The 20,054-nt window shown below is 72.2% G+C and carries 22 protein-coding genes and 7 tRNA genes; 11 read left to right on the top strand and 18 right to left on the bottom strand.

All coding sequences use genetic code 11. From position 1 onward, the window contains the following. Positions 1 to 35 precede the first annotated feature (35 nt). Complete coding sequence (locus tag AC3EUV_RS13650; protein WP_432144958.1) at positions 36 to 593, bottom strand: HIT family protein; 558 nt, start codon at positions 591 to 593, stop codon at positions 36 to 38. Between the two features lie 67 nt (positions 594 to 660). Here AC3EUV_RS13650 and AC3EUV_RS13645 point away from each other — a divergent pair, with 67 nt between their 5' ends. Further along, positions 661 to 1,302 carry a potassium channel family protein gene (locus AC3EUV_RS13645; RefSeq protein ID WP_432144957.1) on the top strand — a complete coding sequence of 214 codons (642 nt, stop codon included), beginning with the start codon at positions 661 to 663 and terminating at the stop codon, positions 1,300 to 1,302. A 48-nt stretch (positions 1,303 to 1,350) separates the two neighbouring features. Here AC3EUV_RS13645 and thrS read toward each other — a convergent pair whose 3' ends face one another. From thrS to AC3EUV_RS13630, 3 genes are all read right to left on the bottom strand, one after another. After that, the gene (gene thrS / locus AC3EUV_RS13640; RefSeq protein WP_435602996.1) at positions 1,351 to 3,330 is read right to left on the bottom strand and encodes a threonine--tRNA ligase; all 1,980 of its coding nucleotides are present in this window, start codon (positions 3,328 to 3,330) and stop codon (positions 1,351 to 1,353) included. Between the two features lie 112 nt (positions 3,331 to 3,442). Then, entirely contained in the window at positions 3,443 to 4,621 is a 1,179-nt protein-coding gene (locus tag AC3EUV_RS13635) for a hypothetical protein (protein ID WP_435602995.1), read from the bottom strand. Continuing rightward, the gene (locus AC3EUV_RS13630; protein ID WP_435602994.1) at positions 4,621 to 5,187 is read right to left on the bottom strand and encodes a DUF4365 domain-containing protein; all 567 of its coding nucleotides are present in this window, start codon (positions 5,185 to 5,187) and stop codon (positions 4,621 to 4,623) included. Before AC3EUV_RS13630 ends, AC3EUV_RS13635 begins: the two co-directional genes overlap by 1 nt. A gap of 199 nt (positions 5,188 to 5,386) precedes the next feature. Here AC3EUV_RS13630 and AC3EUV_RS13625 point away from each other — a divergent pair, with 199 nt between their 5' ends. Further along, the gene (locus AC3EUV_RS13625; protein WP_432144966.1) at positions 5,387 to 6,112 is read left to right on the top strand and encodes an exonuclease domain-containing protein; all 726 of its coding nucleotides are present in this window, start codon (positions 5,387 to 5,389) and stop codon (positions 6,110 to 6,112) included. A 114-nt stretch (positions 6,113 to 6,226) separates the two neighbouring features. On the opposite strand, the gene AC3EUV_RS13620 is transcribed toward AC3EUV_RS13625, so the two are convergent. From AC3EUV_RS13620 to AC3EUV_RS13605, 4 genes are all read right to left on the bottom strand, one after another. After that, positions 6,227 to 6,298 (bottom strand) — tRNA-Val (locus tag AC3EUV_RS13620). A gap of 117 nt (positions 6,299 to 6,415) precedes the next feature. Next, positions 6,416 to 6,877, bottom strand: a complete 462-nt coding sequence (locus AC3EUV_RS13615) for an SRPBCC family protein (protein ID WP_432144954.1) — start codon at positions 6,875 to 6,877, stop codon at positions 6,416 to 6,418. Positions 6,878 to 6,963: 86 nt separating this feature from the next. Continuing rightward, positions 6,964 to 7,035, bottom strand: a tRNA-Val gene (locus tag AC3EUV_RS13610). 54 nt (positions 7,036 to 7,089) lie between these two features. Continuing rightward, positions 7,090 to 7,545, bottom strand: a complete 456-nt coding sequence (locus AC3EUV_RS13605; RefSeq protein ID WP_432144953.1) for a TIGR02611 family protein — start codon at positions 7,543 to 7,545, stop codon at positions 7,090 to 7,092. Positions 7,546 to 7,734: 189 nt separating this feature from the next. Between AC3EUV_RS13605 and AC3EUV_RS13600 the strand changes: the two genes are divergently transcribed. Both AC3EUV_RS13600 and AC3EUV_RS13595 read left to right on the top strand, forming a co-directional pair. Continuing rightward, the gene (locus AC3EUV_RS13600; protein WP_003959770.1) at positions 7,735 to 8,148 is read left to right on the top strand and encodes an SsgA family sporulation/cell division regulator; all 414 of its coding nucleotides are present in this window, start codon (positions 7,735 to 7,737) and stop codon (positions 8,146 to 8,148) included. Between the two features lie 225 nt (positions 8,149 to 8,373). Further along, positions 8,374 to 8,940, top strand: a complete 567-nt coding sequence (locus AC3EUV_RS13595; protein WP_432144952.1) for a CGNR zinc finger domain-containing protein — start codon at positions 8,374 to 8,376, stop codon at positions 8,938 to 8,940. Between the two features lie 21 nt (positions 8,941 to 8,961). On the opposite strand, the gene AC3EUV_RS13590 is transcribed toward AC3EUV_RS13595, so the two are convergent. After that, on the bottom strand, positions 8,962 to 9,117 hold the full coding sequence (locus tag AC3EUV_RS13590; protein WP_432144951.1) for a hypothetical protein: 156 nt from the start codon (positions 9,115 to 9,117) through the stop codon (positions 8,962 to 8,964). A gap of 68 nt (positions 9,118 to 9,185) precedes the next feature. Continuing rightward, a complete protein-coding gene (locus AC3EUV_RS13585) occupies positions 9,186 to 9,647 on the bottom strand; it encodes a hypothetical protein (protein ID WP_435602993.1) in 462 nt (153 codons plus the stop codon). 196 nt (positions 9,648 to 9,843) lie between these two features. Here AC3EUV_RS13585 and AC3EUV_RS13580 point away from each other — a divergent pair, with 196 nt between their 5' ends. Then, positions 9,844 to 10,374 carry a DsbA family protein gene (locus AC3EUV_RS13580; RefSeq protein ID WP_432144949.1) on the top strand — a complete coding sequence of 177 codons (531 nt, stop codon included), beginning with the start codon at positions 9,844 to 9,846 and terminating at the stop codon, positions 10,372 to 10,374. Positions 10,375 to 10,406: 32 nt separating this feature from the next. On the opposite strand, the gene AC3EUV_RS13575 is transcribed toward AC3EUV_RS13580, so the two are convergent. Genes AC3EUV_RS13575 through AC3EUV_RS13565 form a run of 3 tightly spaced genes read right to left on the bottom strand, consistent with a single transcriptional unit; the run spans position 10,407 to position 13,161 of the window. After that, positions 10,407 to 11,237 (bottom strand): GNAT family N-acetyltransferase, encoded by an 831-nt coding sequence (locus tag AC3EUV_RS13575; protein WP_435602992.1) that lies wholly within the window; start codon positions 11,235 to 11,237, stop codon positions 10,407 to 10,409. 35 nt (positions 11,238 to 11,272) lie between these two features. After that, positions 11,273 to 12,097 carry an aminotransferase class IV gene (locus AC3EUV_RS13570; RefSeq protein ID WP_435602991.1) on the bottom strand — a complete coding sequence of 275 codons (825 nt, stop codon included), beginning with the start codon at positions 12,095 to 12,097 and terminating at the stop codon, positions 11,273 to 11,275. Beyond that, complete coding sequence (locus AC3EUV_RS13565) at positions 12,094 to 13,161, bottom strand: chorismate-binding protein (protein WP_432144946.1); 1,068 nt, start codon at positions 13,159 to 13,161, stop codon at positions 12,094 to 12,096. Before AC3EUV_RS13565 ends, AC3EUV_RS13570 begins: the two co-directional genes overlap by 4 nt. A 177-nt stretch (positions 13,162 to 13,338) precedes the next feature. Between AC3EUV_RS13565 and AC3EUV_RS13560 the strand changes: the two genes are divergently transcribed. The 5 genes from AC3EUV_RS13560 to AC3EUV_RS13540 all read left to right on the top strand — a co-directional run bounded on the left by AC3EUV_RS13560 (position 13,339) and on the right by AC3EUV_RS13540 (position 13,802). Beyond that, positions 13,339 to 13,411 (top strand) — tRNA-Gly (locus AC3EUV_RS13560). Between the two features lie 35 nt (positions 13,412 to 13,446). Further along, a tRNA-Cys gene (locus AC3EUV_RS13555) sits at positions 13,447 to 13,520 on the top strand. Between the two features lies 1 nt (position 13,521). Further along, a tRNA-Val gene (locus AC3EUV_RS13550) sits at positions 13,522 to 13,593 on the top strand. 30 nt (positions 13,594 to 13,623) lie between these two features. Next, a tRNA-Val gene (locus AC3EUV_RS13545) sits at positions 13,624 to 13,695 on the top strand. Positions 13,696 to 13,730: 35 nt separating this feature from the next. Continuing rightward, positions 13,731 to 13,802: transfer RNA gene (locus tag AC3EUV_RS13540), tRNA-Val, on the top strand. Positions 13,803 to 13,851: 49 nt separating this feature from the next. Here the strand turns inward: AC3EUV_RS13540 and AC3EUV_RS13535 are convergent. From AC3EUV_RS13535 to AC3EUV_RS13525, 3 genes are all read right to left on the bottom strand, one after another. Beyond that, the gene (locus AC3EUV_RS13535; RefSeq protein ID WP_432144945.1) at positions 13,852 to 14,139 is read right to left on the bottom strand and encodes a TFIIB-type zinc ribbon-containing protein; all 288 of its coding nucleotides are present in this window, start codon (positions 14,137 to 14,139) and stop codon (positions 13,852 to 13,854) included. Positions 14,140 to 14,211: 72 nt separating this feature from the next. After that, positions 14,212 to 15,222: a phosphotransferase family protein gene (locus AC3EUV_RS13530; protein WP_435603069.1), complete on the bottom strand. Its 1,011-nt coding sequence runs from the start codon at positions 15,220 to 15,222 to the stop codon at positions 14,212 to 14,214. 237 nt (positions 15,223 to 15,459) lie between these two features. Further along, positions 15,460 to 15,669, bottom strand: a complete 210-nt coding sequence (locus tag AC3EUV_RS13525; protein ID WP_042156975.1) for a hypothetical protein — start codon at positions 15,667 to 15,669, stop codon at positions 15,460 to 15,462. A gap of 612 nt (positions 15,670 to 16,281) precedes the next feature. On the opposite strand from AC3EUV_RS13525, the gene AC3EUV_RS13520 reads away from it, so the two are divergent. Beyond that, positions 16,282 to 17,625, top strand: a complete 1,344-nt coding sequence (locus AC3EUV_RS13520) for a serine/threonine-protein kinase (RefSeq protein ID WP_435602990.1) — start codon at positions 16,282 to 16,284, stop codon at positions 17,623 to 17,625. 178 nt (positions 17,626 to 17,803) lie between these two features. On the opposite strand, the gene AC3EUV_RS13515 is transcribed toward AC3EUV_RS13520, so the two are convergent. Both AC3EUV_RS13515 and cobA read right to left on the bottom strand, forming a co-directional pair. Further along, positions 17,804 to 18,619, bottom strand: coding sequence for a TrmH family RNA methyltransferase (locus AC3EUV_RS13515; RefSeq protein ID WP_435602989.1), 816 nt, complete (start codon positions 18,617 to 18,619; stop codon positions 17,804 to 17,806). 54 nt (positions 18,620 to 18,673) lie between these two features. Then, positions 18,674 to 19,906, bottom strand: a complete 1,233-nt coding sequence (gene cobA, locus AC3EUV_RS13510; RefSeq protein ID WP_435602988.1) for a uroporphyrinogen-III C-methyltransferase — start codon at positions 19,904 to 19,906, stop codon at positions 18,674 to 18,676. Between the last annotated feature and the right edge of the window lie 148 nt (positions 19,907 to 20,054).

Raw genomic sequence — 20,054 nt, 5'->3', positions numbered from 1 at the left:
CCCGGATGCCCGCTCCGGAGCGGAGCGGCCGGTCTCTAGGCGGGCCAGGCGCGCGCGAGCATCGCCCGGGTGTCGGCGAGGAGTTGGGGCAGCACCTTGGTGTGGCCGACCACCGGCATGAAGTTGGTGTCGCCGCCCCAGCGCGGGACCACGTGCTGGTGGAGATGGGCCGCGATCCCGGCCCCGGCGACGGTGCCCTGGTTCATCCCGATATTGAAGCCGTGCGCCCCGGAGGCGGTACGCAGCGCGGTCATCGCCCGCTTGGTGAACTCCGCCAGCTCCACGGTCTCCGGGCCGTCCAGCTCCGGGTAGTCGGCGACATGCCGGAACGGGACGATCATGAGGTGACCGCCGTTGTAGGGGTACAGATTCAGCACCGCGTAGACATGCTCACCGCGCGCGATCACGAGGCCGTCCTCGTCCGACTTCTCGGGGATCGTGCAGAACGGACAGCCGTCGTCGGCCCCCGGGCCGCTCGGCTTGTTCTCCCCCTGGATGTAGGCCATCCGGTGGGGCGTCCACAGGCGCTGGAAGGCGTCCTGCGTCCCGACTCCGATCTGCTGCTCCGGCTCGCTTGTCATACGGGCCAGCATATGGCTTCGCCCGTTGGCACCGTGTCGTTGGGGCGGATACCCTGCCCCGCTCCGCGATGCTGGGCCGGTGGAAACGGACGCGCGGCTACAGGAGTGGGAGAGGCGCGCACAGCCGTATCTCCTCATCGCCTCGATCCTCTTTCTCGCCTCCTACTCGATCCGGGTCCTGGTCCCCGGCCTCTCCCCCGGCTGGTACCTCTTCTGGGAGACCCTCACGATCGTGAGCTGGGGTGTTTTCGTGGCGGAGTACCTGGCGCGGCTGGCGTTCAGCAGGGACCGCTGGCACTTCGTGCGCACCCGCTGGCTGGACCTGATCGTGACCGTGCTGCCGCTGCTGCGACCGCTGCGCATGATCGATCTGCATGAGCGGATGCAGCTGCGCCGGGCGGCTCCCGGCCTCGGCCTGGAGGCGCGGGTGATGGCCTACTCCGGGCTCGCCGCGCTGCTGCTGGGCTACGCCGCCAGCCTGGCGGTCTACCACGTCGAGCAGTCCGCCCCGGATGCGAACATCCGCACCTTCGGTAACGCGGTGTGGTGGGCCGCTTCCACGCTGACGACGACGGGGTACGGCGATGCCACCCCCGTCACCGCGCGCGGCCGGGTGATCGCGGTGGGGCTGATGTTCGTCGGGGTGGCACTGGTGGGAGCGGTGGTGGGCTCCTTCTCCTCTTACCTGATGCGCCGCTTCCGGCAGGAGGGGGAGAAATGACGCGGCCCCGGAGAGCCGCTCGCTCTCCGGGGCCGGCTGCTCAGGCGCTCACACCTGGACGCGGCGCTCCACGACGTCGAGGAGCTCGGCGATCGCCTCCTCGCGCGGAATGCCGTTCTTCTGCGACCCGTCGCGGTAGCGGAAGGACACCGCGCCATGGGCGACATCCTCGTCACCGGCGATGATCATGAACGGGACCTTGCTCTTCTGGGCGTTCCTGATCTTCTTCTGCATCCGGTCCGACGAGGAGTCCACGTCGATCCGCAGCCCCTTGGTCTTCGCCCGGGCGGCGAACTCCTGGAGGTAGGGGACATGCGCGTCACCGATCGGGATGCAGGTCGCCTGGACCGGCGCCAGCCAGGCCGGGAACGCACCCGCGTAGTGCTCCAGCAGCACCGCGAAGAACCGCTCGATGGAGCCGAACAGCGCGCGGTGGATCATGACGGGGCGCTGCTTGGAGCCGTCGGCCGAGGTGTACTCCAGGTCGAACCGCTCCGGCAGGTTGAAGTCCAGCTGGATGGTCGACATCTGCCAGGTACGGCCGATGGCGTCCTTGGTCTGCACGGAGATCTTCGGCCCGTAGAACGCGGCGCCGCCCGGGTCCGGGACCAGCGGCAGGCCCTGCTTCTCGGCCACCTTCCGCAGCACCTCGGTGGCCTCGTCCCAGGTCTCGTCCGAGCCGACGAACTTCTCCGGGTCCTTGGTGGACAGCTCCAGGTAGAAGTCGGTCAGACCGTAGTCGCGCAGCAGGTCGAGGACGAAGGTGAGCGTGGCGTCCAGCTCGTCCGCCATCTGCTCCCGGGTGCAGTAGATGTGCGCGTCGTCCTGGGTGAAGCCGCGGGCGCGGGTCAGCCCGTGCACCACACCCGACTTCTCGTAGCGGTACACGGTCCCGAACTCGAAGAGGCGCAGCGGCAGTTCACGGTACGAGCGGCCGCGCGCATCGAAGATCAGGTTGTGCATCGGGCAGTTCATGGGCTTGAGGTAGTAGTCGATGCCCTCGTCGAGCTGCATGGGCGGGTACATGCCGTCGGCGTACCAGTCCAGGTGGCCCGACTTCTCGAACAGCTTCCCCTTGGTGGCGTGCGGGGTGTAGACGAACTCGTACCCCGACTCCTCGTGCCGCCGGCGGGAGTAGTCCTCCATGACCCGGCGGATGATGCCGCCCCTGGGGTGGAAGACCGCCAGCCCCGAGCCGATGTCCTCGGGAACGGAGAACAGATCCAGCTCCGCGCCCAGCTTGCGGTGATCGCGCTTCTCCGCCTCGACGAGGAACTCCAGATGCGCCTTGAGCTCGTCCTTGGTCGGCCAGGCGGTGCCGTAGATCCGCTGGAGCTGCTTGTTCTTCTCGCTGCCGCGCCAGTACGCGGCGGCCGAGCGCATCAGCTTGAACGCCGGGATGGCGCGGGTGCTGGGCAGGTGCGGACCGCGGCACAGGTCCTTCCAGCACAGCTCGCCGGTCTTGGCGTCGAGGTTGTCGTAGATGGTCAGCTCGCCGGCGCCGACCTCGGCGGAGGCACCCTCGGCGGCGTCCGCGGCGGAGCCCTTGAGCCCGATCAGTTCGAGCTTGTACGGCTCGTCGGCCAGCTCCTCGCGGGCGGCGTCATCGCTGACCGCACGGCGCGCGAACTTCTGGCCGCGCTTCTGGATCTCCTGCATCTTCTTCTCGATGCGCTTGAGATCGTCCGGGTGGAACGGGGTCTCGACGTCGAAGTCGTAGTAGAAGCCGTCCTTGATGGGCGGGCCGATGCCGAGCTTCGCCTCCGGGAACAGCTCCTGCACGGCCTGCGCCATCACATGCGCGGTGGAGTGCCGCAGGATGTTCAGACCGTCCTCGGAGGTGATCTCGACGGGCTCGACCGCGTCACCGTCGGCGACCTCGTACGCCAGGTCCTTCAGCTCCCCGGCCACCCGCGCGGCGACGATGCTGCGCTCGCCCTGGAAGAGGTCGGCGGCCGTAGTCCCCGTGGTCACCACGCGTTCTTCCCGCTCGGAATCGCGCTGGATGGTCACACGGACGTCTGACACCGGTCTCTCCTGACTACTGTCTCTTCACGGCAGCGATTGCTGCGCAGCCGAATCGTACCGAGCCCGCGGACCCGACCGCGAAACGGTTTCACCACCCCCGGCTCGCACGGTGTCATTCCTCCGCGCCGCACGCCTCCTCGAAGAAGTCGAGATTCTCCTGGAGCGACTTCAGCAGCCGGTCCCGCTCCGCCTCGTCGACCTGTACGGGCGTGACATCGCGGCCGCCGGTGATCCGCCGGAAGCCGCCGCGGCTCTCCAGCCGCCCGCTCACCCGTACCGGCAGCCCCACCAGGTGCGCATGCCCGGCGATCCGGTAGTCCTCCTCCCCCAGCGCGACCCGGACCTGGAGCACATCGGCGCCGCTGATCACCCGCAGCCGCACCGTGCCGGGGCCGCCGGGCCGCTCCCTGCGCAGCCGTACCACCGCACCCGTCACCCGGACCGGCAGCGACGGCTCCTCGCGGACATAGCGCTGGGCGGCCTGCTGGAGCGCGGGCAGATCGCCGGGCGAGAACTCCACCGGCTCGGGGCGGGCCGGGCAGCGGGCCGGGGCACCGGCCGCCGGCGACCACTCGACCGCGATCCGCGCCCCCTCCGCGTCCCGCACCAGGGCGATCAGCGCCTGCGCCAGCTCATGGCAGACCCCCAGCTCGACGGCCGCGTCGAAGGCCTCCATACCGCCGGTGGCCCGCTGGTAGTCGGTGGCGTCACGGACCGCGTGCAGCGCCCGCTGGAGCCCGGCGACCGCCCGGCGGCCGCCGGACACCGGCACGAACGCGGTCACCCGGCGCCCGGCCGCCGCCGGACCGACCAGCACCTGGCTCAGGAACCCCTCGGCCTGCCGTTTGTGCCGGGCGCCGTAGTAGCCGGCCCGGCCGTACGTCCCCAGCGCCCCGGCGAGCAGCATCGAGCGGGCCGCCCCGCGCAGCTGCTCCTGCGCCACCCAGTGCGCGGCCCCCGAGCCGCCGTCGGGGACCTCGCGCTCCCAGCGGACCTCGTCGCTGGGCACCGCCAGCCCCATCAGCACCTCCCGGGCGGAGGGCGCGGCGCTCTGCGCCAGCGCCGCCAGCGCCTCTGCGAGCAACTCCCCGCTGTCGGGGAAGCGGCGGTCGTGCGGGACCAGCAGGCTGGTCCCGGCCGCGCCGCCGGGCGGGGTCCACCGGGCGTAGTGGCCGGCGGCCCCGCCCCGGCGCCGCCAGCCGTGCCGGGCCAGCAGCGCGCCGAGCACCGCCGGGTCGAGCTGCGCGGGATCCAGCAGCCGCGCGTCATATTCGTCGGTCGGCCGGTACATCAGGGTCTCCCTCCCGCCCCGACGCGCGTCATGATCTCGCAGAGCGCTCGGTCGTCGAAGATCCGCACGGTGGGGATCCGCACAGTGGTCCTGCGCCGGCCGGTCACCGGATGGCCGGCCAGGTTGATCCAGTAGCAGCAGTGCCGCAGTTCGAGGCGGTCGTGGCCGGCCCGCAGCCAGTCCTCCTGGGTCCGCGGGACCAGCATCACGACCAGGATCTTGTGCACCGTGACGGGCGTACGGGCCAGCTTCACCAGGTGGTCGTTGTCGAGCGTGAAGGCGAACGTCGGCCCCGGCGGGCGCGGGGCGGTCTGGTAGGTGCACTTGAGCTGCACCTTGATGGTGACCTCGTCGTCGACGGTGTGGCCGGGCGCGCCATGGCTGACGTGCCAGTCGATTCCGTTGTCCGGGAAGGGCTGCGCCAGCGAACATCCGGAGGCGGCGGCGACCGCATGGAGATAGCCCACCTGAAGGGTCTCCATGCAGGCGGTGGTGGCGAGTCCGCCGCGCTGCGGTGGGGTCCGCTGAGGCAGCAGCCCGCCCGGTTCGGGCTGCGCGAGCGTCATCGCGGAGTGGCCTTCCGGGCTGTGCCGATCGATGCGGGTGGATGACGGGGAGAAGGCGGATCGCGTCGGCCCGTCCCTCTGGTTGTCTCCGCGTCAAGTGGTCCGCAAACAAAGACGGTTCGAGCCCCCGGCGGCTCGGGTATCACCAGCTCGGATGGCGTGTGTGTCATCCCCCGTACGAGCGCGAGGAGTTGGGATGATGCCGTGCTGGTATGACGGTCCGCTTGCCGCCTTCGACACCGAGACCACCGGGATCGACGTCGAGCGCGATCGCATCGTCTCCGCGGCCCTGGTGGTCCAGGAGACACCGCGCTCCGCGCCCCGGATCACCCGCTGGCTGATCAACCCGGGCGTCGGGATACCGGACGCCGCGACGGCGGTACACGGCCTGACGGCCGACCATCTCGCGCTGCACGGCCGCTGGCCGGCGCCGGTCCTGGAGGAGGTCGCGCGCGCCCTGGCCGCCCAGACGGTGGCGGGCCGGCCGCTGGTCGTGATGAACGCCCCGTTCGATCTCACCCTCCTGGAGCGCGAGTTGAAGCGGCACCGCGCCAGCTCCCTCAACACCTATCTGGGGGGCCACCCGCTGCGCGTCCTGGACCCGCACGTCCTCGACAAGCACCTGGACCGCTATCGCAAGGGCCGCCGTACGCTCACCGACCTGTGTGCGCACTACGAGGTCGAGCTGACCGACGCCCATGAGGCGGCCGCCGACGCGCTCGCCGCGCTGCGTGTCGTCCGGGCCCTGGGGCATCGCTTCGCCGAGCGCCTGGAGGGGCTGCATCCGGCGGAGCTGCACACCCGCCAGGCCGTCTGGTACGCGGCCCAGGCCCGCGGGCTTCAGGCGTGGTTCGCCCGCAGCGGCAATCCGGAAGTCGTCGATCCGCACTGGCCGCTGCGTCCCGAACTCCCGGCGGCGGCCTGATCCGCCCTCAGGAATTCCGCAGGGGCGGCAAAGACGCCGGGCGGAATTCCCGCGGGGGCCCCTTCCAACAAAAAGAACCAGGCCGCTTTTTGGCGGCCCGGTTCTCGATCCCGGTGGGCGATACTGGGTTCGAACCAGTGACCTCTTCGGTGTGAACGAAGCGCTCTCCCACTGAGCTAATCGCCCGGGTGTCGGCGAGGTTTCCCTCGCGAACGAGCAGAACAATACAGGCCGCCCGGGGCTTCCATCAAATTCCTGTTCCCCGGCGGCCCCGGGCCGCCGCGGCCGGGTGGCCGGCGCACCTCATCCGCGCGCCAGCCAGTCCGCCAGCCCACGCCGCCCGGCCCGCATCATCAGCGCGTGATTGGCGAGGAAGAGCGGCCGCCCCAGCAGCGCGAACCGCCGCAGCAGCGGCTTGCGGACCTCGACGTCCTGCTCGAAGACGGCACGGGTGCCGCCGGCCCCGGCCGCCACCGTCCAGCGCGCCCAGCCCGCCAGATCCCCGCGCATCGTCATCTCCAGCACCCCCGCACCCGGGTCCCGTACGCGCTCGCTCGCCACCACCCTCAGGTCGTACGGCAGCAGGGAACGGAACCGGGCGGTGCCGCTGCGGTCGTCGAGCGGGGTCACCTCGCGGACCTGCGGCCACCACTGCGGATAGGCCTCGGCGCGTTCGAGGACGGCGAAGACGACGGCCGGCGAGGCATTGAGCAGCCATACGCTGCGGAAGCGGTAGCGGTGCAGTCGGCGGGACCAGTCGGGCATGATCCCAGTGTGCGCCCCCTGGCGAGGTGCCCGCCCAACAACTGCGAGGGCCCGGAGACTTGATGTCTCCGGGCCCTCGTCCGGGGTGGGCGATACTGGGTTCGAACCAGTGACCTCTTCGGTGTGAACGAAGCGCTCTCCCACTGAGCTAATCGCCCGGGCGCACCGCCAACATTACCGCACGTCGGCGGGCACTTCTGACCATGCCTCGGTCACTCGGAGACGTTCCACGGCATCGCGAGGCCGAACTTCCAGACGTAGACCGCGAGCGCCGCCACGATGATCACCAGGCCGATGGTGGTCAGGATGATGTTGCGCCGCCGCACCTTGGGGTCGAGCGCCCGCTGGGCCGCCTCGGTGACCTTGCGCTTGGTCCAGCGCAGCACCAGCTGCGCCCAGACGAACTCCGTCGCCCAGATCGCCATCCCGCCGAAGATCACCAGCCAGCCGGGCCCCGGCAGCGGCAGCATGATCACGCCGGCCACCACGACCGCGAGACCGACGACGAAGACTCCGACCTGCCAGCTGACATGCAGCGGCCGGGAACGCTTGATGAAGTGCGGCGCCCGTGAACCGAGCGGCTTCTCGGCCGGCTCCTCGGCCTGCTTCCCGGCCGGAGCGGCGTCCCCCTCCACCGTTCCCAGCCCCCCGTTACTCTGCGTATTCATACCCCCCAACTTACCGGACGCGACCCCCGGCCGGAATTACCGCCAGGGACGATCTCGCAATCCGCCGGAAGAGGTACCTGAAGCCACACAAAACCGTCAGAGGGGTTTACAACGGCACCGTAGGTGGCATGTCGATTTCGCCGACGTGCGAATCCCCGAGCGCACACTGAGCGAAAGGCCCTGGCGCTTATGAACACCACGGTCAGCTGCGAGCTGCACCTGCGCCTCGTTGTGTCGAGCGAGTCCTCACTGCCTGTACCCGCGGGCCTGCGGTATGACACGGCCGATCCCTATGCCGTGCATGCCACCTTCCATACCGGAGCCGAGGAGACCGTCGAGTGGGTTTTCGCCCGCGACCTCCTCGCCGAGGGCCTGCACCGGCCCACGGGCACCGGAGACGTCCGCGTATGGCCGTCCCGGAGCCATGGTCAGGGTGTTGTCTGCATCGCCCTGAGCTCCCCGGAAGGCGAAGCCCTGCTCGAGGCGCCCGCGCGGGCTCTCGAGTCGTTCCTCAAAAGGACCGATGCCGCCGTACCGCCAGGTACGGAGCACCGGCATTTCGATCTCGACACCGAGCTCTCCCACATCCTCGCGGAGAGCTGAGACGCAGACCGGTTACCGAAAGCACTCACCCGCTCACACTTGCGCTCGTCCGACTCGGGGAGACGGCGCAGGACCGACAAGTTCACACGGCACACTTCGGCGTCGTCGCCGCGGGCCCACCGCGGAGTCGGCGCTGAAGCTTGTTCCAAGCGCTAGAGTCGGCGACCATTCGGCAACCCCCGGGGGCGGTACCCGTCCGGCCCCACCCTGCCAGGGAGCGGAACCGTGATCATCACCCATGACACCCGGTGCGCGCTGGACGCGGTCGTCGATCTGCTGAACACCGCCCCGGAGGGCGAAGGCCCCGGAGCGCCGGACAGCCTGACCGATCTCGCGGCCCTCGAGGACTTCGTCCGGCGCAACGCCGTCAGCGGCGTGGGCGCGCTCGGTGCGGGCGACCTGGCCACCGTACGGTCCGTCCGCGCGCGCTTCGCCCGGGTCTTCGCGGCCGCCGACGACCGCACCGCGGCCGAACAGCTGAACTCGCTGGTCGCCTCGGCGGGCACCACTCCGCAGCTGACCGATCACGACGGGTACAACTGGCATGTCCACTACTTCGCGCCGGGCGCGTCGGTCGCCGATCATCTGGCCGCGGACGGCGGGATGGCACTGGCCTTCCTCGTCGTCGCCGGGGAGCGCGAGCGGCTGCGGCACTGCGAGGCACCGGACTGCCGGCATGCCTTCGTCGATCTCTCCCGGAACCGCTCCCGGCGCTACTGCGACAGCCGTACCTGCGGAAACCGGCTGCATGTCGCGGCCTACCGGGCACGGCGGCGGGAGGCCGCGGGCTGAGCGGCGGCGCGGCGGCCGGCCTCACAGGAGGAAGAGGTCGTGGACCGCGCCGAGCAGGAGCAGAAAGCCGATCACGGCGAGGAAGAGCATCAGCGGCGGCTGGGACAGCGCGAACAGACAACCGCGGCGTTGGGGGGACGGGGCGTCGTCTTGGGCGAGGGCGCACTCATCGTTCATCTCGCGCGCATCATGACGCAGCTGATCGTCCGAGTGCGCCCGATGGACGCCTCAGCAGCGGTAGTTCATCAGATCCCGTGCTTTTTCAGGATCGCTTCGATGTCCGAGAAGTCATCCTTGGGGGCGCCGCCCTTGGCCTGTGCGGCCTTCCCCTTGGCGGCCGGCTGGGCCGCCGCGCGGCCCGCGCCGAGCGAGGGGGCGGAGGCGGCCGGGGCCACCGCGTCGGGCCGGTCGGCCGCCGCGGCCCGGCGCTCCTTACGGCTGCCGACCCCGCCCCGGCGGCGCTCCACCGCCCTGGTGGTCATGAACAGCACGAACGAGAGGGCGAGCACGCCGAAGCCGGCCCAGACCGTGGGCTTGAAGACGATCCCGGCGAGCCAGTCGATGACGCCCGTCATCACCAGGCCGATGGGGATCAGGGAATAGGCGGCGATGCGGGTCGCGGCCAGGAACCGCTTGCGGTATGCCGTGATCGCGGCGATGCCCAGGCCCGCCGCCGACACCGCGGCACAGACGGTCGAGGTCAGCATCCGGTCCTCCTGCCGATGGATGGGTGAGCAGGCAGTCTGCTCCCTTCCATCCTGCCTTGTCCCGGCCCGCGGGGGCCATGTTCCGGTACGGCATCAGGGACATCTCGGGGTCGGGCTCCTCCCCAGGTCCCGGTTCGGCCACCGGACCGGGGTACCTCGCGGGGCCGGCCGTGGGAAGACTGGAAGACTGGCTCTCATGAACGACGCCACCACCCCGTCCCCCGCCCGTCCCGTCCGCCCCGTGCTGGACGTGTGGTGCGAACTCCAGTGCCCGGACTGCCACAGCGCCCTGGAGGACCTGCGGGCGCTGCGGGAGCGCTACGGCGACCGGCTGGACATCCGGCTGCGCCACTTCCCCCTGCCGAAGCACCCGCACGCCTATGTCGCCGCACAGGCCGCCGAGGAGGCCATCGAGCAGGGCCAGGGCTGGCCGTACATCGAGGCGGTGCTGGCGCGGACCGAGGAGCTCGGCAAGCGCGGGGACAAGCTGCTGCTGAAGGTCGCCGGCGAGCTGGGGCTGGACACCGAGGAGCTGGACACCGCGCTGATCGACGGGCGGCATCTGCTGATCGTCGACGCGGACCAGGCCGAGGGCAAGGCCATCGGCGTGACCGGGACCCCGACGTATGTGATCGGCGGCGAGCGGCTGGACGGCGGCAAGAGCCAGGAGGGGCTGCGCGCCCGTATCGAGGAGATCGCCGACCGGCTGCTGGCCGAACAGGACTGAGCCCGGGCCTCACGGACCGTTCGCGGGCCCGCTCACAGGATCGGCTTCCAGAGCAGATACCCGGTGGGCCGGTAGCCCAGCGAGGTGTAGAGGCCGAGCGCCGGGGCGTTGCCCGCGTAGACGTTCAGTCCGAGGCTGGTGCGGCCCGCCGCGAGGCTCTCCCGCTCGGCGATCCCCATCAGGGTGCGGCCGTGGCCCTGCCCGCGGTGTCCGGGGGCGACCCGCACATCGACGACATAGCCGCCGGGCTGGTCCGGCATCCGCAGGGCGACCCAGATGCTGCCGACGTCCGTGCCGCCGTGGGCCAGGACGCGCAGCGCCTGGTGGGGAGTCTCCGCCCCCTCCGGGAGCAGGGCGCGATGGCCGGCGGCCGCGGCCTCCTCGGCGCGTTCTTGGGCCATCCCCTGGCCGACCTGCGTGCGGATGTGCTCGGCGAGCGCGGCGTCCCGCCAGGCCGGGTACTCCGCCTCGCTCAGTGCGCGGTCGCCGCTGCCCTCGGGCAGCGGGGGCGCGGCGGTGAGGGGCTTGCTCATCATCCGGCTGCGCTCGGTGTAGCCCAGCGCCGCCGCGAGCCGTCCGGCGGCCTCGGCGTCGGCCGGGACGGTCAGCTCGATCTGCCGACAACGCCAGCCGCGCAGCACCTCTTCCGCGGCGAGCGCGGCGACCGTGGCGCGGCCCCGGTGCCGGTCCGGCTCGTCGATGGCCAGCTCCGCGATCCGGCCGACCGTCGGGCCGAACCGGGCATCCGTCGTCAGCCGTATCCCGCCGACCCGGCGGCTGTTGACACAGACGTCGTACGCACGGGCCCGGTGCCCGCCGTCGTGCCGTTCTTCCGGTCCCGCGGGGCGCAGCGTTGTGGTCACGAGGACTTTCTACTCGCCCATGAGCGGGCGCGTCATCACCGCGGATCGAAGTCGGCGGCCGCCTGCTCGTCGAAGATCCGCATGGCTTCCGCGGTCACCGGGCCCGGACCGTGGGCGAGTTGACGGTCGTCGATCCGGGTCACGGCCTGGACGTCGCGCAGCGTAGAGGTCAGGAAGATCTCCTCGGCCCGCTCCAGGACGTCCAGCGGCAGGTCGGTCTCCTTGGCGCCGGCCCAGCCGACGGTCAGGGCGCGGGTGATGCCCGCCAGGCAGCCGGAGTGCAGCGGCGGGGTGTGCAGTTCGCCGTCCAGGACGACGAAGACATTGGCGCCGGTGCCTTCGCAGAGCGCGCCGACCGTGTTGGCGAACAGCGCCTCGGACGCGCCCCGTTCCCGCGCGCGGGCCAGGGCGACGACGTTCTCGCCGTACGACGTGGTCTTCAGGCCGGCGAGCGCGCCGCGTTCGTTACGGGTCCACGGGACGGTGACGGCGGCGGTGGTGTCGGGGCGGCGCCGGGTCTCGGACAGCGCGATGACCAGGGTGGGACCGGCATCGCCGCGGTCCGAGCCGAGCGGGGAGACACCGCCGGTGTAGGTGAGCCGCAGCCGGCCGAGGGCCATCGGGTTGGCCGCCATGACGGCCGCACAGCCGCGCCGTACCTCGTCGAGATCGGGATCGGGCAGCCCGAGCCCGCGGGCGGAGGTGGTCAGGCGCTCCAGATGACGGGTGAGGGCGAAGGCGCGGCCGCGCCTTGCCTTGATGGTCTCGAAGACTCCGTCGCCGACCGTGAGCCCGTGGTCGAAGACCGAGACCCGGGCGCTCTCGGCGTCCTGTAGTGCCCCGTCGAGCCAGATCTTCATCGCTGTCCTCCACTCACCTCATGCAGGCCCGACGCTACCGCCAGCAGCCTGCGCGCCTTCAACTCGGTCTCGGCCCACTCCCGCTCCGGATCGGAGTCCCAGATGATCCCCGCGCCGGCGCCGAAACGCAGCACCGGGCCGCCCGGCGGGGTGCGGTCGACCCAGAACGTCCGTATGCCCACCGCGAGCTCGCCGGTGCGGCGGTCCGCGTCGACCCAGCCGATGCCTCCGCAGTACGGGCCGCGGGGGGCGGTCTCCAGCTCGTCGATGATCCGCAGCGCGCTGGACTTGGGGGCGCCGGTCACCGACCCGGGCGGGAAGGTGGCGCCCAGCAGATCCGCCCAGGCGGTCTTCTCGTTCGCCCCGTCCAGCTCACCGCGCACCGTGGAGACGAGGTGGACCAGGCCGGGGTGTTCCTCGACGGCGCACAGTGCCGGGACGGTGACGGTTCCGGTGGCACAGACCCGGCCGAGATCGTTGCGGACCAGGTCCACGATCATCACGTTCTCCGCCCGGTCCTTCGCCGAGAGGTCCGCGGCGGTCCGGCCGGTGCCCTTGATGGGGCCGGAGGTGACGATGCGGTCGTCGCGCCGCAGATACAGCTCCGGGGAGGCACTGGCGATCTCCACGCCGTGGCCGGGCAGCCGGATCGTGCCCGCGTGCGGCGCCGGATTACCGCGGGCCAGCACCGCGGACAGCGCGTCGACATCGGCCCGGCCGGGGTCGGGCAGCGGCGCGGTCAGCACCCGGCAGAGATTCACTTGATAGACGTCACCGGCCGCGATGTGTTCACGGACGCGCCGCACACCGCCGGTATAGGCGTCCCGGTCCAGCGAGCTGGTCCAGTCCTCGGGCGCGGGGCCCCGCCAGGCGTCGGCGGCGGGCCGGTCCGCCGCGGTGGCCGGCCGGACGTCGCCGAAGCGGGCACAGACCACTGTGCCCTCGAAGTCGGCGGCGACCGCCCACCAGCCCGTGGAGTCCAGGGCCGCGGGATCGCTGGTCACATCCCGCAGGTCAGTGGCTATCAGGCCGCCGAAGCGTGCCATCGGAGCGAAGTCGTGCACGTCAGCGAGTCTATGGCGGCGGCCCGCGGGCCGCCTGCGCCGAGCGAGCACCGGCGCACGCTGCACAAACGCGTTTTTGTACTGGCCCCGGAATCCGCTAGAGTTCAACACGTCGCCGGGACGCGCAAGCGCCCCGGAGGCCGAGTAGCTCCCGGACGTAGTCTGGGAGAGACACCTGCGGACGTAGCTCAGTTGGTAGAGCACCACCTTGCCAAGGTGGATGTCGCGAGTTCGAGTCTCGTCGTCCGCTCGATGTGGGGGATCTTCCCGAACCCCCTCACTCCTGGTGGAGTGGCCGAGAGGCGAGGCAACGGCCTGCAAAGCCGTCTACACGGGTTCAAATCCCGTCTCCACCTCCAAGGACGATTAGCTCAGCGGGAGAGCGCTTCCCTGACACGGAAGAGGTCACTGGTTCAATCCCAGTATCGTCCACTGGATCCCCGGAAACGGGGTGTCCGTCCCGCGCGATTAGCTCAGCGGGAGAGCGCTTCCCTGACACGGAAGAGGTCACTGGTTCAATCCCAGTATCGCGCACGCAGCTGCGGATCTTTCGGGATCCGTGGTCCCGCGGACGATTAGCTCAGCGGGAGAGCGCTTCCCTGACACGGAAGAGGTCACTGGTTCAATCCCAGTATCGTCCACGCCTGATCCCGAGGGCCGGAGCATTGCGCTCCGGCCCTCGGTCGTGTTTCAGGAGGAGAAGAGCATGTGGCCGAAGCCGCGGTGATGGCCGTGGTGTCCATGCTGGCCGTGATGACCGTGGTGGCCGTGCTGCGGGGCGCCCCAGGCGGGGGCGGCCGGGTAAGCCTGCGGGGCGGGTGGCGGCGGGGCCTGCTGGGCCCACTGTGATTCGAGCCGGGTCAGCGCCTCCAGCTCCCCGTAGTCCAGGAATATCCCCCGGCAGCCGGCGCACTGCTCGATCTGGACACCATTGCGCTGGTATGTCTGCATCGGTGCATGGCACTTGGGGCATTGCATCGTCGCTCAACTCCTGTCATCCACTACTGCTCGCGGCGGCGCCGCCGGAACGGCCTCCCGGCAGCGGGGCGTTCAGACTACGCCGGGGCCGGCGGACGCCAACTGCTGCGGCGGAGACGTCATCCGGGCGCAGGCCTCGACGAACGCGGTCTCGGCCTCGTCCAGGGAACGGCCGGCGGTGGCGGCCTTGGCGACGGCCAGCGCGGCGGTCTGCACGGTGAGTGCGCGGGCCGGAAGCTCCAGGTCGGGCCAGGGATCACCGTCCGGTCCCACGGCGGGGCCGCCGGCCGCGCGGTAGGCGGCCAGGAAGCGCGTCCAGAGGTCCGGGGCCAGCAGGCCGGTGGCGAACCAGGCGGCGGGGCGGGCCAGGTCCCAGGCGCCGTCGCCCCGGCCGAGGTCGTCGATGTCGATGAGGAGCCAGGGGCCGTCGTCGGCGGGGTGGCGGACGAGCTGGCCCAGGTGCAGATCGCCGTGGCAGAGGGTGCCGGCCCGTGGCGGCGGGGCCTCGCCGCGGGCCCACGGGGGCAGCGTGGCCCAGGCACGCTCGACGGCGGCGGCAGCGGCGGAAAGCGCCCCGGGTGCAGGGCGAGCGGACGGTGGTCCGGCGGCGGCAACCGGTGCGGTCCGCAGCCGGGCCAGGGCGCGGGCGGCCTTGGCGGGGCCGCGCATCGGCGGCACGGGGCCGGGAAGTTGGCGCAGGTCGACGCGGTGCAGCCGGGCCAGCAGACGGGCGGCGTCCTCCCAGGGGGCGGCGTCGGGGTCGTCGGGCGAAACCGGACTGCCGTAGGGCCAGCGGGTGAGCACACGGCCCTCTTCGGTCAGGATCAGATAGCCGTCGGGGGCGGTGACCGGGAGCGGGGGCAGCAGGATGCCGTGCAGGAGGGGGTGCGCGGCGATGCGCAGCCGGGCGGCGAGCGCGCGGGGGTCGCCGTCGGGGGCGTGCGCCTTGGCGACCGTACGGCCGCTGCGGACGACCGTGCCGTCGGGGCGGTCGGCGAGCACCTCGGAGGAGGGTGCCGGGGCGCCGTCCCGGGGCGCCGTCGCGGACAGCGCGGCCAGACGGTCGAGCAGTGAGTTGGCCATCGTTCCCCCCGGGTCCGGCGCGGCGCCGTGCGTGGTGGTGCGGGCCATGGGCGGCCCGGTCCGGGATCGTACGCGCGGCGCGGGCGGAACGGGACGGCCGCGGTCCGGAACGCTCGAAGGCCGGGCATCTCCCCAGATGCCCGGCCGTCGTGCCGTCCGCCGCACCCCCCGTCCCCACGGGGTTTCGGCCGGAGGTCCCCCGTCCCGGGCCGCTCTCCCGGGACCGGGGCGCTACGCTCAGCGCCCCAGCATTCCGACCACGGACGACGCCTGTGTCAGCACGGCTTCCCAGCCGCCGAAGACCACGGCGAGAACGATCGCCAGCGGCAGCACCATGGCCACCGCGACGAGGGGATGGCGGGTACCGGCGGACTGTCGGCCCGCGAGCGCCGCGGGGACTCTGCGCCCCTGCGCCCGAAGGACCCTCCGCCCGGAGGTCTGCGCCATCGTCCCGCTCCCGTCGTGTTCTGGGGCGGCGGGCGTCTGACCTCGGGGGACGAGTGCACCACCCGCCGCTTGAAAACCACCCTAGGCACGCGGGCGGCCGCGGGCGTCATGCCGTCGTACCGAATGGGCGGCCTCCAGGAGGATGACCTCACCGCGTCCCGTGTACTCCTCTGGGTGGAGAGACGCCCCCCAGGACCTGGGGACATCCCCCAGGGGGAACCGTCGGACGGACCGTCCCGGGCACTCCTGAGAGTGACCTCGCTCACTCCGGCCACTCCCCCGCGCACGGCGGTCCCGCCCCCGCACCACACCCGGCCCGCCGCCCCTTCCCACGCCCCGGCCGTATCCCCCGCATCCGTCACCAACCCGCCCCGATCCCGCTACATCCCGTCAATCCCCCTTCCGCAGCGGATCATTGGGACCGCACGTGGGACAGCGGGCCGCCCGCCGGGAAGAAGCGCGCACGCGCGTCGAGGTTCGCATGGGGCCCCGGTCAATCCACCGGCCGACGCATGCGCGGCCTCTCAGCACAGCGAGCCGTCAATCCGTAAGCTGTGCCACGTCAGACGGTTGGCAGCGGAGGGGGCTCCCCACCGCAGGTAGGGGACGGACATGGCGATGATGCGGCTCCGACGCGAGGACCCGCGTGTCGTCGGGACGTTCCGGCTGCACCGCCGGCTCGGCGCGGGCGGGATGGGTGTGGTCTACCTCGGCTCGGACAAGCGCGGGCAGCGGGTGGCGCTCAAGGTGATCCGGCCGGACCTGGCGGAGGATCAGGAATTCCGCTCGCGGTTCGCCCGCGAGGTCTCCGCCGCCCGGCGGATCCGCGGTGGCTGTACCGCCCGGCTGGTCGCGGCCGATCTCGACGCGGACCGCCCGTGGTTCGCCACGCAGTACGTCCCGGGGCCCTCGCTGCACGACAAGGTCAACGAGGAGGGGCCGCTGTCCCCGGCGGAGGTCGCCTCCATCGGGGCCGCGCTGTCCGAGGGACTGCTGGCCGTCCATGACGCGGGCGTGGTGCACCGCGATCTGAAGCCGTCCAACATTCTGCTGTCGCCCAAGGGCCCGCGGATCATCGACTTCGGAATCGCCTGGGCGACCGGCGCCAGCACGCTGACCCATGTCGGTACGGCCGTCGGCTCGCCGGGCTTCCTGGCGCCGGAGCAGGTGCGCGGGGCCGCGGTGACCCCGGCGACGGACATCTTCGCGCTGGGCGCCACCCTCGCGTACGCCTGCACCGCGGACTCCCCCTTCGGGCAGGGGAGTTCGGAGGTCATGCTCTACCGCGTGGTCCACGAGGAGGCACACCTCGCCGGGGTGCCGGACGCCCTGGCGCCACTGCTCGCCTCGTGCCTGGCCAAGGACCCGGCGGACCGACCCAGCACGCTGTCGCTGTCGCTGCGGCTCAAGGAGATCGCGGCCCGTGAGGCGCACGGGCTGTCGGGCGGGCCGCTGGAGAACGGGTCCGGTGCCGGGGCCGGTTGGGAGCGCCGGTCCTCGGAGCGGCCAACGGGGCAGCGGGCCGAGGAGTACGCGCGCCAGCGCACCGAGCGCCGGACGGCGGGCAGCTCCTCGCCGCGGCCGCACCCCTCCCGTCCCCCGGTCCCGCGGGACGCGGCGGCCCGGCCGCCCGGTCCGGCCTCGGCCGCGGGCAAGAATCCGCGGACCGGCGGGCGGAACGGGCGACGGGTCCCGGCCGCGCAGCCCACGGGGCGAAACGGTTCACGTACCCCGGTGCGGACGACCTCGGGCGGGCGCCGGCCGGGCCCCGACCGCCGGCTGCTGCGGCAGCGCGTCATCGTGTTCGTGGTGGTGACGCTGCTGGTGGCGCTCGGTATCGCGGCCGCCCAGGGGTGTCAGGGGCCGGCCCGCGGACTCGGGGCGGATCGGTCGGCGTCGGCGGCCGCAGGCGTGGGGGTGACGGGGCCTTACGGGGTGGGGGAACAGAGCCCCTAGGGGGTGCGGGCGCCCCTTACGGGCCTCAACGGGGTTGGGGTGGGGGATATTCCCGGCGGGCGCTGAGCCGGTCGGCGGGTGCTGAGCCTCTCCGGCAGGCGCCGGCCGGTCGTCAGGCGCCAAGCCCAGGTCGGCAGACGCTGAGCCGTCCGGCAGGCGCTCAGCCGGTCGTCAAGCACTAAGCCGATCGGCCGGTGGCCACCGCGTAGAAGGCCACTGCGGCGGCCGCGCCGACGTTGAGGGAGTCCACGCCGTGTGCCATCGGGATGCGGACCCATTCGTCGGCGGCCCGCAGGGCGCCGGTGCTCAGGCCGTCGCCCTCGGCGCCCAGCATCAGCGCGGCGCGCTCCAGGGTGTGCGGGGCGGCCTCGTCGATGGCGGTGGCCTTCTCGGCCGGGGTGAGGGCGAGCAGCTTGAAGCCCGCTTCCCGTACGGCGGCCAGGTCCCGGGGCCAGCTCTCCAGGCGGGCGTACGGCACGGAGAACACCGCGCCCATGGAGACCTTCACCGAGCGGCGGTAGAGCGGATCGGCGCAGTCCGGGGAGAGCAGCACCGCGTCCATGCCGAGGGCCGCCGCGCTGCGGAAGATCGCGCCGATGTTGGTGTGGTCGTTGACCGCCTCCATAACCACGATGCGACGGGTCCCGGCGAGGAGGTCGGTGGCCGCCGGCAGCGGCTTGCGCTGCATGGAGGCCAGGGCGCCGCGGTGCACGTGATAGCCCGTCACCCGCTCGGCGAGGGCCGGGGTGACGGCGTAGACCGGGGCCGGGACCTCGTCGATGACATCGCGCATGACGTCGACCCACTTGGCCGAGAGCAGCATGGAGCGCATCGCGTAACCGGCGTGCCGGGCCCGCCGGATGACCTTCTCGCCCTCGGCGATGAAGAGCCCTTCCGCGGGCTCGCGCCGGCGCCGCAGCTCGACGTCGGTCAGGCCGGTGTAATCGGCCAGCCGCGGGTCGTCCGGGTCGTCGACGGTGATGATTTCTGCCACGGGGAGATAGTGCCTTGTCGGTGTCGGGGTGCCAATGCCGCGTCGGGGGATCGGTTACCTGGGGGTCGGGGCGACGGCTACGACCTCACCGATGACGATGACCGCGGGCGGGCGAACGCCCTCGGCCCGTACGGTCTCGCCGAGGGTCGCGAGGGTGGCGTCGACGCGGCGCTGGGCCGCGGTGGTGCCCTCCTGGATGACGGCGGCGGGGGTGTCGGCGGCGCGGCCGTGCGCGATGAGCTTGGCGGCGATGGCGCCGCTGTTCTCCACGCCCATCAGGACGACGAGGGTGCCGCGGAGCTTGGCGAGCGACGGCCAGTCCACCAGCGAGCGCTCGTCGTCGGGGGCGACATGGCCGCTGACGACGGTGAACTCGTGGGCCACGCCGCGGTGGGTGACGGGGATACCGGCGGCGCCGGGCACCGAGATGGTGCTGGAGATACCGGGAACGACCGTGCAGGGGATCCCGGCCTCGGCGAGCGCCTGGGCCTCCTCCATGCCGCGGCCGAAGACGAACGGGTCGCCGCCCTTGAGCCGGACCACGGCCTTGCCGGCCTTGGCGTGCTCGATCAGCGCGTTGTTGATGGCCTCCTGGGCCATGAAGCGGCCGTAAGGGATCTTCGCGGCGTCGATGACCTCGACATGCGGCGGGAGTTCGGCGAGCAGGTCGCGGGGGCCGAGGCGGTCGGCGATGACCACGTCGGCCTCGGCGAGCAGCCGGCGGCCGCGGACGGTGATCAGGTCGGGGTCGCCGGGGCCGCCGCCGACCAGGGAGACGCCCGGGGTGTGCGGGCGGCGGTGGTGCGGGGCGGCGAGGCTCCCGTCCCGGAGGCCCTCGACGATCGCGTCGCGTACGGCGGCGGAGCGGCGCGGGTCGCGGCCGGTGAGCACGGCGACGGTGACGCCCTCGCTGCGGCCGGTGGCCGGGGTCCAGGCGGTGGCCGCCTCGGCGTCGTCGGAGCGTACGCACCACACCCGGCGGTCCTCGGCCTCCTGGGACGCGGCGGCGTTGGCCTCCGGGTCGTCGGTGGAGATCAGCGCGTACCAGGCGCCGTCGAGGTCGCCGTCCTGGTAGCGGCGGCGCTCCCAGCGGACCTCGCCGGCGTCGGCCATCGCCTCGACGGACGGGGTGGCGGACGGGGAGATCAGCAGGACATCGGCGCCGGCGGCGACGAGGGACGGGAGCCGGCGCTGGGCGACCTGGCCGGCGCCCAGGACAACCACCCGGCGGCCGGACAGCCGCAGTCCGACGGGATAGGCAGCGTGTTCGGCGACGTGCTCAGCCATGGCGGTACGGCTCCTTGTGCGGATGGTGCGGGTTCGGCGACCGGCTCAGCCGCTGCGGCTCTGGAGCGGCTGGTGGGGGTACGGCCCGGGGTGGCGGTACGGCCCCGGCCCACAGCCTATGGGGCTGCGGGCCGGGGGTCATGCGGAG

Source organism: Streptomyces sp. bgisy130 (genome assembly GCF_057708345.1).
This window is presented reverse-complemented; position numbering and strand designations above follow the sequence as displayed.

Coding starts and splice junctions, on each gene's coding strand:
- AC3EUV_RS13580 (WP_432144949.1), top strand. CDS start 9,844: ATGAACGACGCCACCACCCCGTCCCCCGCCCGTCCCGTCCGCCCCGTG.
- AC3EUV_RS13535 (WP_432144945.1), bottom strand. CDS start 14,139: ATGCAATGCCCCAAGTGCCATGCACCGATGCAGACATACCAGCGCAAT.
- AC3EUV_RS13530 (WP_435603069.1), bottom strand. CDS start 15,222: ATGGCCAACTCACTGCTCGACCGTCTGGCCGCGCTGTCCGCGACGGCG.
- AC3EUV_RS13625 (WP_432144966.1), top strand. CDS start 5,387: ATGCCGTGCTGGTATGACGGTCCGCTTGCCGCCTTCGACACCGAGACC.
- AC3EUV_RS13570 (WP_435602991.1), bottom strand. CDS start 12,097: ATGAAGATCTGGCTCGACGGGGCACTACAGGACGCCGAGAGCGCCCGG.
- AC3EUV_RS13590 (WP_432144951.1), bottom strand. CDS start 9,117: ATGAACGATGAGTGCGCCCTCGCCCAAGACGACGCCCCGTCCCCCCAA.
- AC3EUV_RS13600 (WP_003959770.1), top strand. CDS start 7,735: ATGAACACCACGGTCAGCTGCGAGCTGCACCTGCGCCTCGTTGTGTCG.
- AC3EUV_RS13605 (WP_432144953.1), bottom strand. CDS start 7,545: ATGAATACGCAGAGTAACGGGGGGCTGGGAACGGTGGAGGGGGACGCC.
- AC3EUV_RS13635 (WP_435602995.1), bottom strand. CDS start 4,621: ATGTACCGGCCGACCGACGAATATGACGCGCGGCTGCTGGATCCCGCG.
- AC3EUV_RS13520 (WP_435602990.1), top strand. CDS start 16,282: ATGGCGATGATGCGGCTCCGACGCGAGGACCCGCGTGTCGTCGGGACG.
- AC3EUV_RS13585 (WP_435602993.1), bottom strand. CDS start 9,647: ATGCTGACCTCGACCGTCTGTGCCGCGGTGTCGGCGGCGGGCCTGGGC.
- AC3EUV_RS13615 (WP_432144954.1), bottom strand. CDS start 6,877: ATGCCCGACTGGTCCCGCCGACTGCACCGCTACCGCTTCCGCAGCGTA.
- AC3EUV_RS13525 (WP_042156975.1), bottom strand. CDS start 15,669: ATGGCGCAGACCTCCGGGCGGAGGGTCCTTCGGGCGCAGGGGCGCAGA.
- AC3EUV_RS13630 (WP_435602994.1), bottom strand. CDS start 5,187: ATGACGCTCGCGCAGCCCGAACCGGGCGGGCTGCTGCCTCAGCGGACC.
- AC3EUV_RS13650 (WP_432144958.1), bottom strand. CDS start 593: ATGCTGGCCCGTATGACAAGCGAGCCGGAGCAGCAGATCGGAGTCGGG.
- cobA (WP_435602988.1), bottom strand. CDS start 19,906: ATGGCTGAGCACGTCGCCGAACACGCTGCCTATCCCGTCGGACTGCGG.